Source organism: Bacteroidota bacterium, assembly GCA_034723125.1.
Taxonomy (GTDB): domain Bacteria; phylum Bacteroidota; class Bacteroidia; order CAILMK01; family JAAYUY01; genus JAYEOP01.
Genome location: JAYEOP010000133.1, coordinates 1 through 16008, shown reverse-complemented (window position 1 = coordinate 16008; position 16008 = coordinate 1). Strand labels below are relative to the sequence as shown.

The following is a 16008-nucleotide window of genomic DNA, read 5'->3' as shown; positions in this document are numbered from 1 at the left end:
TGATGTAATTGTGTAATGATATAATGAAATAGTATAATTGAAAAATTAAAATTATGGAAGAAAATATAATACTAACAAAAACATACAGTTTTGCTTTACGGATAATTAAATTGTATAAATATTTAAATGAGGAAAAAAAGGAATATACTCTTTCTAGGCAAATCCTTAGGAGTGGAACTTCTATTGGAGCAAATTCTGAAGAGGCAACAGGCAGTATTTCTAAAAAGGAATTTCGATCAAAATATTTTATTTCTTATAAAGAAGCTCGAGAAACACACTATTGGTTGAGGTTACTAAAAGATAGTGATTATATAGAAGCGAAATTAGCAGATAGCTTAATTGCAGATGTAGAAGAAATACTAAAGATACTTGGTGCTATATTAAAAACTTTAAGTAAAAAGAATTAAATATATAAGGAGTAAATAATTGAATAATTGAACCATTAAATAATTGAACCATTAAATAATTGAACCATTGAAAAATTGAACCATTAAATAATTGAACCATTGAACCATTGAATAATTGAACCATTAAATAATTGAACCATTGAAAAATTGAACCATTGAAAAATTGAAACATTGAAAAATTGAACCATTGAATAATTGAATAATTGAACCATTGAATAATTAAATAATTAAAAAAATGAAAACTTTAAAATTAGTAGTAGTTGCTACATTGGTAATAGTAGCAGGATTTAGTGCAAATGCACAATTAACAGGATCTCAGATAATTGAAAGAACTTATAATCGTGCAAGTGGAGATGATCAAACAGCAACTTTAAAAATGACCTTGACAAATAAACAGGGCAAACAGCGAATAAGAGTGATTAAGCAGTTTTTCAAAGATTTCGGGAATGTAGAAAAAAGCATAATGTTTTTTCAATCACCTGCCGATGTAAAAAATACTTCATTTATGAGTTGGTCTTATGATAGTGACAAATCTGATGACCAGTGGATTTATTTACCAGCATTAAAGAAGGTAAAACGAATTTCTAGCGATAGTAAAAGTGATTATTTTATGGGTTCTGATTTTACTTATGATGACCTTGGCGATAGAAAATTAACTGATGATAGTCACAAATTTTTGCGTACAGAAACTATAAATGCTAAGGTTTGTTATGTAGTAAAAAGCATATCTAAAGAAGAAGATTATATGTATTCAAAAACAATTACTTGGATAGATAAATCTAATTTTGTGGGTGTAAAAAAAGAATTTTACGATGAAGATGGAGACCTTCTTAAAATACTTACAATAAAAAAAGTAGAGAAAATCTCTGGTTTTTATGTTATAACAAATTCTGAAATGAAAAATGTGCAAAAAAATCATACGACCAGAATGACTTTAAGTAATGTGAAAGTAAATAATGGAATTTCAGCATCGAAATTTTCTGAAAGAATGATGATAAGAGGCATGTAAATAAAATTTATTAAGATGAAATTAAGAGTATTTATTATTGTTACAACACTTTTTATAGCTTCGTTTGCAAAAGCTCAAAAGCTTGATGTTTCTGGTTTTGCAAGAACTTATGAAGGAGTAACATACAAAAATGGAGAGTTTGCTATTATTCAGCAAACTCTAAATCTCAATTTTGAAAAACGAGGTGAAAAAGTTTCTTTTAAAGCAAATCCTATGTCTTATCTTTATAATGCCGACAGTCTTAGTATGAATATTAGAGAGGTATATCTGGATATGTATTTCAAAAATTTTGATTTGCGAGTGGGTAAGCAACAAATTGTTTGGGGAAAAGCTGATGGCGTTTTTATTACAGATATTGTATCGCCACTTAATCTGTCAGAGTTTTTATTGCCTGATTTTAATGAAGTACGAACAGGTGTTATTTCTGCAAAACTTGATTATTATATCGGGAACACTACAATCGAAGCAATTTGGATACCTCAGTTTACACCAACAGTTCGTCCCGATGCTAATTCCATTTGGTATTTTCAACCTGAATTTCCTGCACCAACTATATTTGATTGGAGCAAAAGCACTATCAAGCCTTCATTAAAGAATAGCGAGTTGTTTTTAAAATGGTCTGCAATGACATCAAAATTTGATTTTGAACTGATGGGTGGATATACATGGGATGATAATCCTACAATGCATGTCCAAAAACAATTTGGAATGGATAGCACAACAACGCCACCAAGTCCAATTTTAAAAGGCTTAATAATCACTCCCGAACATCATAGGTTGACTGTTGCAGGAGGTTCATTTAGCACGGAAATTAATGGTGTAATATTTAGAGGTGAAGGAGCATACTATAATGGAAAATGTTTTCAAACAACCGATCCCTTAGCTGAGGATGCTTTAATTCAGAAAGATTATTTAAACTATGTTGCAGGGATAGATTTTAACATTGGAAGTGTGAAATTAAGTACTCAATTTATTCAAAAGTATATTTTAGATTATAACGATATGATGTCAGAAAGAGAGTTTAAAAATACTGCAACTTTTATGCTTCGTTATGATATGATGAGGGAAACACTTCATTTAGAATTATTTTCATACATTGGTTTATCAGATGAAGATGCTTTGATAAGACCAAAAATAACTTATGACTTTGACGATAGTTTTTCAATACTTTTGGGAGGAAATATTTTTGTTGGAGATAGTGATGGACAATTTGGTCAATACCAAGATAACTCAATGATTTATACCAAAATTAAATATAATTTTTAATTTCAAGTTGTGTTTAATTACATCATTTATTCTATCTTTTAAAGATGTCTTTAGGATTTCTTGACGTTCTTAATCAAAATTAATATTTATAGTTGTGCCTCCATGTATCCATCTGCCTGGCATTTCAATACTTCCGAACTCAAAATATTTGACATTAAAAATATTATTTATTTCAAAATACAATGAAATATTATTTTTTTTATAAGAAATTCTGGAATCTACGAGTGTGTGAGCTTTATTGCAAATTCTATCTTCGTATCTTATTTGCCAAACTTGATTTACATTTTTAAATATTTTGTTTTCAAATGAAAGAATAAATTGATGTCTAAAATGATTAAGAGTGTTTTTTGTAATTGACTCAACATCAACAATATTTGCATCAAGAAATGAATATTTTAGATTAAGGTAATTTATTGGAAATGAAGTTTTAAAAAATTGTTTTAAAAAGATTTTTTGATTTATTTCAAAACCAAACATATTTATTTTAGAAATATTTTGAACCTTCCATGATGATGTATCATTTTTACGAACCCAATCAATAAGATTGTTTGAATTTCTTTTAAAAACAGAAGCATTTATTCTAAAATATTTATTTTTTTGTTTTGCACCGAGTTCATAAGAAATTGCTTTTTCGGGCATAAGTTCAGTATTTCCGATATTTCCCGGACTGTTATAATAAAGTTCTGTAAATGTAGGCACCCTGTACGATTTGCCAATACCTGCATAAAATTCCAATTTTGGAGAGAAATAATATCCAATATCAATTCCCGGATAAAAAGCTGTGTTATAATCAGAGTACCAACAAAAATATGTTCCAGGTGTAATATAAAATTTATCAATGATTATCCGTTGTTCGAAATAGAATCCAACATTTGAACGATTATGATTACCAAGATTTGAACTTCTTATGTTCTCATTAATTATCTCAGCACCAATTGATGTTTTACCAAGAGAAGTTGTAAAATTGAATTTTAATTCAGCACCAATAACATCAGTTGTGTGAATATTTTGATAAAATTGTGGTGTATCACGCTTTAATACAAACTCATCATAATTTTGACTCCAGTAAATTTTTGATTCAAAATGCTTGCTAATATATGAGGTATTTAAAAATGCTGTGCGTGTTGTTTCCCATTGCCAGGGAAATAAGTTAGTGTAAAAGTTGTTTGCTCCGTATTTTTTATCTGTGTATCCTGCATAAAAATTAATTTTCTTTTTAAAAGAGGATTGATAAAATACATTAGTAATATCAAAATCGGTATTAGAAATATAGCCTGTTGAAGATTTTTTGGAGTAACTTAATAATTGCTCATAATTTTTTACTGGTAAAGAAACTGATATATTGTTGTTGGAGTAATTGTAGCTTCCTATTGTAGTATTAAGTTTGATATTTTTCGATTTTGTAGTTTTTGTTACAATATTTATTGCTCCCGAAAAGGCATTTTGTCCATAAATACGTGATGCCGCTCCTTTGAGAATCTCAATTCTTTCAATATTTTCGATATTTACAGGTAAATTTAAATTGTGATGGGCAGTCTGTGGGTTACTTATTTTTATTCCATTAAGTAATATTAATGTTTGTTCAAAGGTACCTCCGCGAATTGCTACGTCAGCTTGTACTCCAAAAACCCCTCTTTGTCTTATGTCAACATTTGTAAAATATTTAAGAATATCTTCAACAGATTGAACAGGCATTGAACTAATTTCTTCTTTACTAATAACTGTAACACTTTTAAAGGTTTTGCCTAAAGTAGAATTTATCCTGTTTGCCGATACTTCAATTTCATCAAGAATTAAAATTTTTTCTTGTTGTGAAAAGACTGAAATTGGCAATATTATTATTGCGAACAATAGAATTCTAAAATGCAAACTTATAAATTTTATAAAATATTTTTAAAAAATAAAATCACTTCAAATATTCTTTTAATCCATCACTCCAGTGATTCATTATATTGTGACTGTATTGATTAAGAATATTGTTTTCCAGAACGGAATAATATGGTCTTGCAACCTTTTCGGGAAATTCACCAGGCTTTGCAATGTTTAGTGTTGTTTTTATACCTTTTATCCTGAAAATTTCTTTAGTAAATTGATACCAAGAACAATAACCTTCGGGTGTTGCATGAGCTATTCCGTAAAAATCAGGTTCCTTTAGATTAACAATTTGTCTTGCCAGTTGTAATGTTGAAGTTGGTGTTAAAATTTCATGGTCAACAACCCTTACTTCATCTCTTTCTTTGGCTAATTTGAGCATTAGTTCAACAAAGTTTAATCCACCTTTTCCACGGCAGGGGCTTTTCCCGAATAATCCTGATGTTCTGAGTATTAAAAATTTTTTAGCAAAAGCACTAATAAATCTTTCTCCTGCAAGTTTTGTGTTGCCATAAACATTTAATGGAAATGCTGTATCTGTTTCCAAATAAGGAATATCTTTGTTTCCGTTAAAAACATAGTCTGTGGAAATATGAATTAATCCGCAATTTAAATCATTAGAAACGAGTGCAAGGTTTTTTGCTCCTATAGCATTTACTTCGTAAGCAATACAAGGATTTTTTTCACATTGTTCAACATCATGATAGGCTGCAGTATTAATAATTATTTCAGGTTTAATCTCTTTCAGTGTTTTGTTTAGCGTATCAATTTTTGTAATATCAACATTATCAATATCAAGTCTTACGGCTTCTACTTTGTCTTTTTCAAACTCATTACAAACATCAACACCAAGTTGACCTAGAGCTCCTATTACTGCAACTTTCATTGTTCTATATTTTTTCTTGATTTTGTTTTAATTTTTTAAATACCTGAATATTGTAAAAATTCGGATTATCAAAGTCCTTGAATTTATCAAAGTTTTTAATCAGATTTTCTACAATATTTTTTACGTTATGATTTGGTTTATAGCTAAGTACTTTCATAGCTTTTTCATAACTGACTTTATAATTCCTGAAATCCTTAATATTTTTTATATCCAAAGTAATATTCAAGTTCATTTTTTCTTCAATACTTTCTTTTACAAGGTCGGCAACTTCGCCCACGGTGTAATTTCCTGAAGCGATATTGAAAACTCCTGAGATGTCATAATTTGATTCAACTGCTCGTATGTAGGCACTTGCCGCATCACGAATACTTAAGATTGGTCGCCAGATTGAAGGGTTATTTACTGTAATTACTTTCTTTTGTATAGCAGATTTGAACATAGTATTTACGATAAGGTCGAGTCTCATTCGTGGGCTGTAACCCGATACTGTTCCTTGTCTGAAAGCAATTACTGAAAAATCATCATCTTGCATTTGAATCACAGAATGTTCACCTTGTAACTTTGAAATTCCATAAGGATAATTTGAAACGGCAGGAGAAGTTTCATCATAAAGTTCATTTACTGTGTATCCGTAAACAGAACATGAACCTGCATAAATAAATCTTTTTATTTTTGCTTTTTTTGCAATATATCCAAGATAAGCTGTTGCCGAAGCATTTTGAATAAAATTATCTTTAGGTGAAAATTCTGCCATTGGGTCATTGGATAATCCGCCCATAAAAATAACCTGATCAAATCCTTCAAGGTCTTTTGAGTTAAGGTCAAAAATATTCTTTTCTATTACTTCTATTTCTTTTGGCAAATTATTTCCAAACCAAAGTAAATCAACTACAGTTACATCATATCCTCTTTCTGCGAGTTTAGGAACCATTACTGAGCCAATATATCCGGCACCACCTGCTACTAATATTTTCATTTTATTTTTTTTAATAATTAATATTTAAAATTTTCTGATTCTGCTGTTTTCAACCAATCGTTTAATGTTTGAGCAATTTCATCTTTCCCTGAAAGAATAGGTTCTTTAATAGGCCATTCTATTCCGATTTCAGGGTCGTTCCATAAAATTCCCGATTCTGCTTTGTTGCTGTAATTACCTGTTGTTAAGTATTGGATTTCTGCATATTCTGAAGTAACACAAAAGCCACGAGCAAAACTTGCAGGAGCAAATACTTGCAATTTATTTTCAGCAGAAGCAATTACTCCAACCCATTTTCCCAGTGTGGGTGAAGCTTTTCTTATATCAACAGCTACCAAAAATGCTTCTCCTTTTGTTACTCGCATTAGCTTTCCCATTGGTGGTTCCCACTGAAAATGCAAACCCCTTAAAACGTTTTTTACAGAGCCTGAATGATTTAGCTGAACAAAATTTGAAGGGAGTCCTAATTCTTTAAATTGGTCGGCACGATAAACTTCTGTAAAAAATCCTCTGTCGTCTTGAAAAAACTCAGGGATAACAATTTTTACAGCTTCTATGTTTGTTTCTTCTATTTTTAATTGCATAAAATTTTTTTTTAATAATCAGTACTTATATGGTTTCACTTTTATCAATTTGCTTTACTCATCTTTTATTTAGGCACTTTTAACTTTAATTCACTTTAAGTACTTCTTAATAATATTTTTGAATGAACAATATTAATACTTTGTGTAAAACATACCAAATTATTTTCTACAATTGATTTATTTTTATGATTCTTTATATTCAAATGCGAAACTTGAGTTAATATTTCTTGTTTTTTAATATTTTTATTAAATTGGTTGTGAATAATTTTTAGCATAGATATTTATTATTCCAAGAATTTTAAAAAATTTATCAGACTTGATATCTTATGACAAATAATATTTTGAAACCACGGAAAGCACTAAATAAAACTTTTTTAAAAGAAAAAGTAGAAAGAGTAGAAATTGAACTTTTTAAAAGAAATCTAATTCAGTTAATAGAAAGAATTGATGAAAAGGAAAGTGAAGAATTTCATAAAAATTTAATTATTGATTTTTTAAAAGATACTTATTACAAAAATAATTATTTTATAAATACAAAAGAAAGAACCGACCTTGTAATCCACAACGGAAAAAAATCAGAAAGTGAAGTAGCTGTTTTAATAGAAACAAAAAAACCTACGAATAAGAATGAAATGTTACAAAAAGGCAACATAAATAGAAAAGCTTTACATGAGCTTCTTTTGTATTATTTAAGAGAGCGAATAACAAATAATAATCTTGAAATAAAATTTTTGATTGCAACAAATATTTATGAGTGGTTTATTTTTGATGTGTATTTATTTGAAAAATATTTTGTTCAAAATAAAGAGTTAGTTGAGCAGTTCAAGGATTTTGAAGATAAACGACTTTCTGGAAAAACAACAGATTTTTTTTATGAACAGATTGCAAAACCATTTATTAAAACTGTTGATGAACATCTTGAATATACTTTTTTTGATATACGAGATTATGAGGAAACATTAAAGATTCAAAACAGAAAGGATGACAATAAGCTTATAGCGTTGTTTAAATTACTTTCTTCAAAGCATTTATTAAAGCTTCCTTTTGCGAATGATAGTAATAGTTTAAACCGAAAGTTTTATACAGAACTCCTTCATATTGTTGGATTAGAAGAAATTAAAAAAGGTAGTAAAAAATTAATCCAAAGGAATAAAGCATCTGAAAGAAATTCTGCATCAATAATTGAAAATACAATAAGACAACTTGAAAAAAGAGATATTATTTCAGGAATCGAAAAGCCGTCAAATTATGGAAAAACACAAGAAGAAAGACTTTTTACTGTTGCATTGGAATTAACAATAACATGGATTAATAGAATACTATTTCTCAAGTTACTTGAATCTCAATTAGTAAGTTATCATAAAGGAGATACAAATCAAATTTTTTTGAACATAAAGAAAATAGAAAATTTTGATGATCTTGATGATTTGTTTTTTGCAATACTTGCTAAAAAAACAGAGGAAAGAACAAAGGAAGAAATTGAAAGATATGGTAATATTCCTTTTTTAAATAGCTCTCTTTTTGAACCGACTGAACTTGAAAGAGAAACTATTTATATTAGCAATCTTGAAGATGAAAGACCTTTACCAATATATTCTAAAACAGTTTTATTGGATAAAAATATAAGAAGAAAAGGAACTTTTGGAACATTAGAATATTTATTTGAGTTTTTAAATGCTTATGATTTTAGTAGTGAAGGCAAAGAGGATATTCAAGAAGACAAAAGGTCTTTAATAAATGCATCTGTACTTGGATTAATCTTCGAAAAAATAAATGGTTATCAGGATGGCTCATTTTTTACTCCGGGTTTTATCACAATGTATATGTGCAGTGAAACTATTCGTAAGGCAGTAGTTCAAAAATTTTCAGAAACTGAAAGATATAAAAATGTTAAATCTTTTGAAAATTTAACTGAAGAAATTGACACAAGTAAAGAAGGTAGAAAGTTGGCAAATGAAATTATTAATAGCATTCATATTTGTGACCCTGCTGTTGGTTCAGGTCATTTTTTAGTTTCAGCATTAAATGAAATTATTTCAATAAAATCAGAACTTGGAATTTTAAATTATTGTGATGGTAGTCGTATTAAAAATTATAAAATTGAAATTGATAATGATGAATTAACTGTTTTTGATGAAGAGGAGGATTGTATTTTTGATTATTCAGTAAGTTATAATCCTGAAAGTGGAAAGCGATATGTTCCTCAAGAAAAACAAAATTTACAAGAAGCAATTTTTTATGAAAAACAAAACATTATTGAAAATTGCTTATTTGGAGTTGATATTAACATTAATTCTGTAAAAATTTGTAGATTACGTTTATGGATAGAATTGCTTAAAAACTCATTCTATAAAAAAGAAAGTAATTATCAGGAATTAGAAACATTACCAAATATTGACATTAATATTAAATGTGGAAACTCTTTGATTAGTCGTTTTGAGCTTGATTCAAATTTAAAAAAGGCACTTCGTAAAAGTAAATGGAATATTGAATCATATCGTTTAGCTGTTGATTCTTATAAAAGATCTAAAGATAAATCAGAAAAACGAGAGATGAGAAGACTTATTGATGACATAAAAAGTAATTTTCAAACTGTAATCGGGTTAAATGACCCGAAGAAAAAAAGACTGGATAAATTAGCTAATGAACTTTATTCTAGATTTACAGGAAATTTTTTATTTGAACCTGAAGAAGAATATGGTAAACAAAGAGGATTAAAAAAGAAGAGAAAAAATGAACAATCAAAACTTGAAAATGAAATAGAAAAATTATCAAATGAAATAGACGAGATAAAAAATAATAAAATTTATAAAAATGCTTTTGAATGGCGTTTTGAATTTCCCGAGGTGTTAAACAATGAGGGAGATTTTATTGGTTTTGATGTTGTAATTGGGAACCCACCTTATGTTGGTATCAAGGCATTAGAAAAAAATATTGTTGACTTATTTTTTGAGTCATTTAAAACCTCAACTAATAGAATTAATCTTTATTCCTTGTTTATCGAACGTTCTTTTAGTATTCTAAAGGATTATGGCGAATTTGCTTTTATAATACCAAATTCAATATTAGTTAATTTATCTTATCAAAAGATTAGAAATTATATTTTTGATAATGTTAATAGAATTGTAAAACTACCTGACAATGTATTTGTTGATGCTTCTGTAGAAACAATAATTTTAGGGTTTACAAAAGGAGTAAAATATGATTCCACTAAAATAATAAAATTTTGGCATAAAGATATTATTGAAGAAATATCAAATAATTCTGAATATATTGTTCAAAAATCGGCTTGGGAATTATTTAATGATAAAAAATTTAATATTTATTTTACAAAGTCAATTCAAAAAGTAATTTCAAAGATTTATAAAAATAGTAAAGAATTAGAGAAATATGCTGATTTTACCTTAGGTATTACGCCTTATGATAAATACAAGGGGCATTCTCAAAAGCTTATTAAAAATAGGGAATATCATTCACACACAAAAAAATCAAAGTATTACAAACCTTTAATAAAAGGAGAAAATATAATTCCATATTATGTAAATAATCAGGTTAAGGAATATATCTTGTATGGAGAATGGTTGGGTGCATCAAGGAAAGAAAAGTTTTTTACCGATTCTAGAGTAATAGTTAGGCAGATTGTGTCGGGAAATCCTCCCAAAATATATGCTGGTTATTCCAAAGAATCATTATACTTTACTCAAATTGGTTTTGCTATAATACCAAAAAATGGTTTGACACCATTGGAACTGACTGCACTTTTAAACAGTAAACTCATTAATTTTTATCATAAGTATTCTTTCTTGGATATTGAAAAAGAATTGTTTCAAAAAATTCTTATTGATAATTGTAAAAAATTTCCAATAAAACAATTTGAAGATAAAACGGGTATAGAAAATTTGGTAAATCAAATTATTAAGCAAAAACAAAAAAATGAATCGGCTGATACAACAGAAATTGAATCCAAAATAGATGAAATGGTTTATAATATTTATGGCTTAAATGATGAAGAAATAAATATTGTTGAAAATAGCTAGATAAATTAATTTATTAAAAAATAGTAATTTTTAAAATTTTATCCTTGCCATTAACCTCAATTCTGTTTTATTGTTTCCGTCAATTTCGTTAAGTCCTGAACCCCCGTACTAGGTGTAGTTTGTAATTACACCTATATATTGAAATCTATAATTGATGTATATATTAACCGAAAATTACCCACTCTATTAACCGAAAAGTATCCACTTAAAAAAAATTTAACGACCTTACTTTTTTTAAAAACAAAAATATAAAAAAATGCCAGACAACTATCTTGTTATCTGGCGTTTAGGTAAGTTAAGAGCTATTTTGAAGTAGCTTAAGTACGGTTAATTATAGTCGTGAAAATCCGTGTTTAATGAATCTTTACAGAAAAAACAATCGAAGGTAGTTTTTAAATCTGTGAATCTGTGGCTTTTATATTTTGCATAGTTGCTGAGTAGTAACAAAAATAGTAATTTTTAAAACTTAATCCTTGCCATTAACCTCAATTCTGTTTTATTTTTTCCTTCAATTTCGTTAAGTCCTGAACCTATGTTTTCTGTGTCCAAATAAGTAGTTCGGGATAATTTTAACCAAAGGGTAATTTTATTTGATGCGTTGTAGCGAGCAACTAGATAATATCTCATTCCTTTGTTGAAGAAGGAAGGGATACTGAATGAGTACAAAATATCATTTTCGTAAGTGTAAATGCGAGAATAGTAATCATCAATATTAAAAAAAGAATATCTTCCTATTAGCCTGAGTTTGTAATTGTTGGAACTCCAAATTATATCCTGAAAACTTAAGAATCCTTGTGTTGCTTCATTTTCGTTAATTCTGAAAAATGAATATTCAATTCGTGTTTTTAGTTTTATTTGTTTTGAAATATTTTGATCAATGTTGTACCTGAAACTGAGTTTTTTTGTTTCTGAAATTTGATTTAAAACACTTTCATTGCCTGATAGATTTTTTTCTTTGTTATAGTATTTTATCCGCCAGTACATTTTTGTGTAATAGGATGGTGTGTAATGTATATCTGTAAGATATTCAAAGCCTTTTGATGGCTGGTCAATCATGTATTTTAACCATGGAAATTCAAATCTGTCAATGTAAGCATTAATTTTCCAGTTTCTCCATGGGATAATTGCAAGTGCAAGGTACAATCCATTTTCATTTTGTGTTGAGCTTCCTTCTCTAAAAGCATTAGCATACAATGCGTTATAATTTTTCGGATAGTTTCTGTAAACCAATCCTGCATTTATGCTTGAACCGAGATTTATTGTTAATCCCGAGATATTTGCAATGCTTTTTGTATCCCAGCCTGTTTCTCCAAAAAAATGTAAGTTGTTGTAAACAAAGGAATAATCAGCACCAAAGTTCATAAACTCATTGCCCGAAAAATAAAAATTGTTGTAGGGTTTTTCATTCAGAGATAAAGAATTGCTAAAGTTTCCTGCAACGCCTGTAAATCCAAGGTTTAATTTATTAAAAGAGCAACTAAGATGTGTTCCGAAAAGCTCTTCGTTTATACTTTTCTTTTTTTCAATTTCATTTTCTGTTCTGTGATATCCTGTTGTGTAAAATGATGTAAAATGGTCTTCAACACTTAAATCTGTTGAATCACTTTCTGAAATAATATTTCCATCAATATTTTTATTTGAATAAAATGCTGTAAGCCTATAATTTTTGAATTCATAAGTAATTGCACCACCTCGTAGAAAATTATTTTCATTTACCGACCTGTATGGAGAAATTCCATCATTGTATTTGAAAAAATTCATTGCATTTGTAGATTTGCCAAGGGAAAATCCTGAAGAAAAAACCAAGCCCTGACCAAAATTTGCATTGTAATCACCAATGGCAAGGCTTTTAATGTGCTTTTGTTCGCCAATATAAAAGTGTGCTGAGTAGTAATCAAATCCGTTTTTTTGACTTCCTTTAAAAAACTCTTCTCCTGCATCTTTTTCCATCGTTAAACCATAGCTTACTTTTCTTCCCAAATTATGGTTGTATCGCAAATAATATTTGTCAGGATTTCCAAAATAGTGAGTTTTGCTTGTATCCTTTAGGTAACCTTCGGCTTTTTCTAAGGTTCTCTGGTATTTCATGAGTATGCTGTTGCTTCCCCATTTTAGAATTTGAGCAGGTTTTAGCTTTTTTCTTTCTTCACTTTTTTTTGTATTTATAAAAAGTAGTAACCTTTTTAATGTGATAGGATCAAGTGATTGTATTGATTTTAGTTCATAAATTGTCGTAAATCCATAATATCTTTTTCTGTAATTTATAATTTCATTTACTTGCTGGTCGGTAAGAAAAAATATTTGAGATAGTTCTTCTTTTGTGGCATCGTTTAGCGAAAGAGGGGAATGATAAAATCTCATTAATCGTTCTTGAAGTTCGGAGTAGTCAAATTCTTCGTTTGCTTCTTCGAGGATGTTCTCAATAATATTTTCAATCTGTATTTCTGGATTTTTTTGGGCTTTACTTTGTGTAGAAAACAAAAACACTAATAAAAATAATAGTGGCAATTGTTTTTTTATCGGATAATAAAATCCAAAAAGGGAAACTGTAATTCTGTTAAAAAAAATCATGTTTAATTAAAATAATAACCAACCGAAAGTCCCGGTGTTGCATCAAGTACTTGTAAATATTGCAGTGAGAGGTTAAAAATAAATGTTTCTGTTTTCAATAAAAATCCAAAGGAATTTGTGAAAGGATAAGATTTTACTCCAATTTGAAAAGCGAGTATTTCTCCAATTTCATATTCAAAACCACCCTTAAAAACAAATTTGTTTTCGGAGCTGTTTTCTACTTCTAAAACAATTAATGTTTTATCTGAAATTTTATTACCAAAGCCAACTTTCATCACAGTTGGTATTCTTTCATTTTCGTATTCTGAATATTTTGATGCGGTAGGGTTAAAAACATGAACTCCAATAGTTGATTTGGAATTTACTTTGTAAAGAATTCCGAGTTCACCACAAACACTGTTGTTAAAGCCATAATCTTGAATGTGAGTTCTTAAAAAATTCAATTGAATTCCTGCGGAAAATCTTTTACTAAGTTTTTTTGCGTAAGCAAGACCAAATTTTTGTTTAGAATAAATTACAGAATTATTGAATGTATATAAATCCAGAGCTATTGTTCCTGAGTTTTTTAATGCTAAGGCAAAAGTAAAAGCACCTGAATTTAATTCTCGGATGTTAAATCTGTTTTCGGCATAAATGCCAACTGAGGTTTTATCCAAAAAGGCAAGAGCTGCTTGATTGTTAAAGGAAGCCCATTGATCGACTAAAACAACGGATGCATCTGCCAATGCTTTTGACCTTGCTCCTGAGCTAAAGTTGTCAGTTTGTGAGTGTGCCTGAAAAATTATGATTATTGAAAAAAACAGTAAAATATATTTTTTCATTAATAAGAACTTTATTTAAAATCAATAAAAAATTTGTTTTGGATAGTTAATCCTACTAATTTGCTAGCATTTCCTTTGTTCATAGCTATTTCAAGCAAACCTGAGGAGCCGAAAATAGCAAGTATTTGCCCTTCACTTACATCAGAATATAGTTTTGATATTTTATCCATTGTAAATTTATTGCTTATTAAAACCTTTGGTTTTAAATTTTTATCAAATCTTTCAAAATGTGATTTGCTAACGTTAGTGATTGCATTTCCAAAATTGTCAATGTAAATTATTGTTCCTCTGATAATGTTTTTTTCAATAATGGGACTTAATGTTGAGAGTAACTTAAAATCACTTGTACTGCCTAATTTTTTTAAAGCTGTTTTTTTTGCTATTTTACAGGCTGTTTTGGCAAGGATGTTTTTTAAAGGAAAAAGAAAATCTGATTCTAATAAGTTATTGATTTTAATTACTTCATCAGATTTTTCGTCAGTAATAAGTGAAATAATTCCGTTGTTTTTACCAATTATATATTGACCTTTATTTTTAACTATAATGTAGTCTTCATTTTTTGTTGTATCCGAATCAACACTGATGAGATGTATGCTCCCGGGAGGAAAATCAAGGTAGCAATTACGTAAAATAAAGGATGCTTCTGAAACATTGAAAGGAGAAATAACATGGGAAATATCAATAATCTGAGCATCAGGAATTTGAGAATAAATAAAACCTTTTACCGCAGGAAGGTAAAAATCTTTTATTCCGATGTCAGTTGTCAAAGTAATGATTGTCATAATTCTTACAGAAACTATTTCTATTGCGTTTTTATTAAAGGGAACTTAATAATTCCTTTCTTTTAAAAAACAAAGATAATGAATAAGGGGACAAGCTACAAATATTTTTTTATATGCTTATCAGAATGTTTCATTGTTTTTTTTAGGGAAACATACGGATATGTATTTAACACCGATTTTCACAGCAAACTTTTCAGCCATAATTAAATCCTAAATATTTAATTGTGTCGTATTTATTAATAATGAATATTGAACAAGGAATAAAGAATTTTGAAGTGAAAAGACGATGCTGAGCAACTTTTGTGGTCAACAAATTTCATTATTCATAATTCCTTGTTCAATATTCGATATTTTCGCGACAATATATATGCTGAGCGGTCATAAACTGCGTTTTGCAATATTGTGTAAACGAATAATAATCAACGCGTTAAACATAGTGCCAAAGTTCAAATTATGACCAGTCGAAGTATAGTTTTCGTTAAGTTAGGTGTTCTGAATTTAGGAATAAATTATGATTTGTTAAAAAAGTGAAAATCGGTATTTAATTTTATGTATAGTACAATATTCTTTATTTCAGGCTTTCAGCCTGTAGCTTTTTTTGCGTATTTGTAAGTTTTGTTGTTGAAGCCTTTCAGGCTGATTTTTGTTTATGAGCACTCTTTGAACTCTGTGGTTAACTATTAGAAAAAAAAGCTGAAAGCCTTTGATACCTTAACCAAATGCGTTGCATTTGGTTAAAGAACAAAAAAATAACACACTGAAAATGTGTAACAAATAGATAATTTCATATACTTATC

12 protein-coding genes are annotated in these 16008 nt (G+C 28.6%); 4 read left to right on the top strand and 8 right to left on the bottom strand.

Features of this window, described 5'->3' with window-relative positions; genetic code table 11:
• The first annotated feature begins 53 nt into the window (after positions 1-53).
• From U9R42_04075 to U9R42_04065, 3 genes are all read left to right on the top strand, one after another.
• Positions 54-407, top strand: coding sequence for a four helix bundle protein (locus U9R42_04075; GenBank protein ID MEA3495194.1), 354 nt, complete (start codon positions 54-56; stop codon positions 405-407).
• A 235-nt stretch (positions 408-642) separates the two neighbouring features.
• Complete coding sequence (locus U9R42_04070) at positions 643-1416, top strand: outer membrane lipoprotein-sorting protein (protein ID MEA3495193.1); 774 nt, start codon at positions 643-645, stop codon at positions 1414-1416.
• 15 nt (positions 1417-1431) lie between these two features.
• Positions 1432-2682 carry a DUF1302 family protein gene (locus U9R42_04065; protein MEA3495192.1) on the top strand — a complete coding sequence of 417 codons (1251 nt, stop codon included), beginning with the start codon at positions 1432-1434 and terminating at the stop codon, positions 2680-2682.
• A 69-nt stretch (positions 2683-2751) separates the two neighbouring features.
• Here the strand turns inward: U9R42_04065 and U9R42_04060 are convergent, their stop codons facing one another.
• From U9R42_04060 to U9R42_04040, 5 genes are all read right to left on the bottom strand, one after another.
• Positions 2752-4551 (bottom strand): TonB-dependent receptor, encoded by a 1800-nt coding sequence (locus U9R42_04060; protein MEA3495191.1) that lies wholly within the window; start codon positions 4549-4551, stop codon positions 2752-2754.
• Positions 4552-4588: 37 nt separating this feature from the next.
• On the bottom strand, positions 4589-5440 hold the full coding sequence (gene rfbD / locus U9R42_04055; protein MEA3495190.1) for a dTDP-4-dehydrorhamnose reductase: 852 nt from the start codon (positions 5438-5440) through the stop codon (positions 4589-4591).
• Positions 5441-5444: 4 nt separating this feature from the next.
• On the bottom strand, positions 5445-6416 hold the full coding sequence (locus U9R42_04050; GenBank protein MEA3495189.1) for an SDR family oxidoreductase: 972 nt from the start codon (positions 6414-6416) through the stop codon (positions 5445-5447).
• Positions 6417-6433: 17 nt separating this feature from the next.
• Positions 6434-7000: a dTDP-4-dehydrorhamnose 3,5-epimerase gene (rfbC, locus tag U9R42_04045; GenBank protein MEA3495188.1), complete on the bottom strand. Its 567-nt coding sequence runs from the start codon at positions 6998-7000 to the stop codon at positions 6434-6436.
• 95 nt (positions 7001-7095) lie between these two features.
• The gene (locus tag U9R42_04040; GenBank protein ID MEA3495187.1) at positions 7096-7275 is read right to left on the bottom strand and encodes a hypothetical protein; all 180 of its coding nucleotides are present in this window, start codon (positions 7273-7275) and stop codon (positions 7096-7098) included.
• 51 nt (positions 7276-7326) lie between these two features.
• Between U9R42_04040 and U9R42_04035 the strand changes: the two genes are divergently transcribed.
• Positions 7327-11037 (top strand): DNA methyltransferase, encoded by a 3711-nt coding sequence (locus tag U9R42_04035; GenBank protein MEA3495186.1) that lies wholly within the window; start codon positions 7327-7329, stop codon positions 11035-11037.
• Positions 11038-11496: 459 nt separating this feature from the next.
• Here U9R42_04035 and U9R42_04030 read toward each other — a convergent pair whose 3' ends face one another.
• Genes U9R42_04030 through U9R42_04020 form a run of 3 tightly spaced genes read right to left on the bottom strand, consistent with a single transcriptional unit; the run spans position 11497 to position 15211 of the window.
• Positions 11497-13608 carry a helix-hairpin-helix domain-containing protein gene (locus tag U9R42_04030; GenBank protein ID MEA3495185.1) on the bottom strand — a complete coding sequence of 704 codons (2112 nt, stop codon included), beginning with the start codon at positions 13606-13608 and terminating at the stop codon, positions 11497-11499.
• Positions 13609-13610: 2 nt separating this feature from the next.
• Complete coding sequence (locus tag U9R42_04025; GenBank protein MEA3495184.1) at positions 13611-14429, bottom strand: hypothetical protein; 819 nt, start codon at positions 14427-14429, stop codon at positions 13611-13613.
• 11 nt (positions 14430-14440) lie between these two features.
• Positions 14441-15211 (bottom strand): SAM-dependent chlorinase/fluorinase, encoded by a 771-nt coding sequence (locus tag U9R42_04020; protein MEA3495183.1) that lies wholly within the window; start codon positions 15209-15211, stop codon positions 14441-14443.
• Between the last annotated feature and the right edge of the window lie 797 nt (positions 15212-16008).

Excerpts from the sequence above, each read along its gene's own strand:
- U9R42_04020 (MEA3495183.1), bottom strand. The coding sequence starts at position 15,211 with ATGACAATCATTACTTTGACAACTGACATCGGAATAAAAGATTTTTAC.
- U9R42_04030 (MEA3495185.1), bottom strand. The coding sequence starts at position 13,608 with ATGATTTTTTTTAACAGAATTACAGTTTCCCTTTTTGGATTTTATTAT.
- rfbC (MEA3495188.1), bottom strand. The coding sequence starts at position 7,000 with ATGCAATTAAAAATAGAAGAAACAAACATAGAAGCTGTAAAAATTGTT.
- U9R42_04050 (MEA3495189.1), bottom strand. The coding sequence starts at position 6,416 with ATGAAAATATTAGTAGCAGGTGGTGCCGGATATATTGGCTCAGTAATG.
- U9R42_04035 (MEA3495186.1), top strand. The coding sequence starts at position 7,327 with ATGACAAATAATATTTTGAAACCACGGAAAGCACTAAATAAAACTTTT.
- U9R42_04065 (MEA3495192.1), top strand. The coding sequence starts at position 1,432 with ATGAAATTAAGAGTATTTATTATTGTTACAACACTTTTTATAGCTTCG.
- U9R42_04025 (MEA3495184.1), bottom strand. The coding sequence starts at position 14,429 with ATGAAAAAATATATTTTACTGTTTTTTTCAATAATCATAATTTTTCAG.
- U9R42_04040 (MEA3495187.1), bottom strand. The coding sequence starts at position 7,275 with ATGCTAAAAATTATTCACAACCAATTTAATAAAAATATTAAAAAACAA.
- rfbD (MEA3495190.1), bottom strand. The coding sequence starts at position 5,440 with ATGAAAGTTGCAGTAATAGGAGCTCTAGGTCAACTTGGTGTTGATGTT.
- U9R42_04070 (MEA3495193.1), top strand. The coding sequence starts at position 643 with ATGAAAACTTTAAAATTAGTAGTAGTTGCTACATTGGTAATAGTAGCA.
- U9R42_04075 (MEA3495194.1), top strand. The coding sequence starts at position 54 with ATGGAAGAAAATATAATACTAACAAAAACATACAGTTTTGCTTTACGG.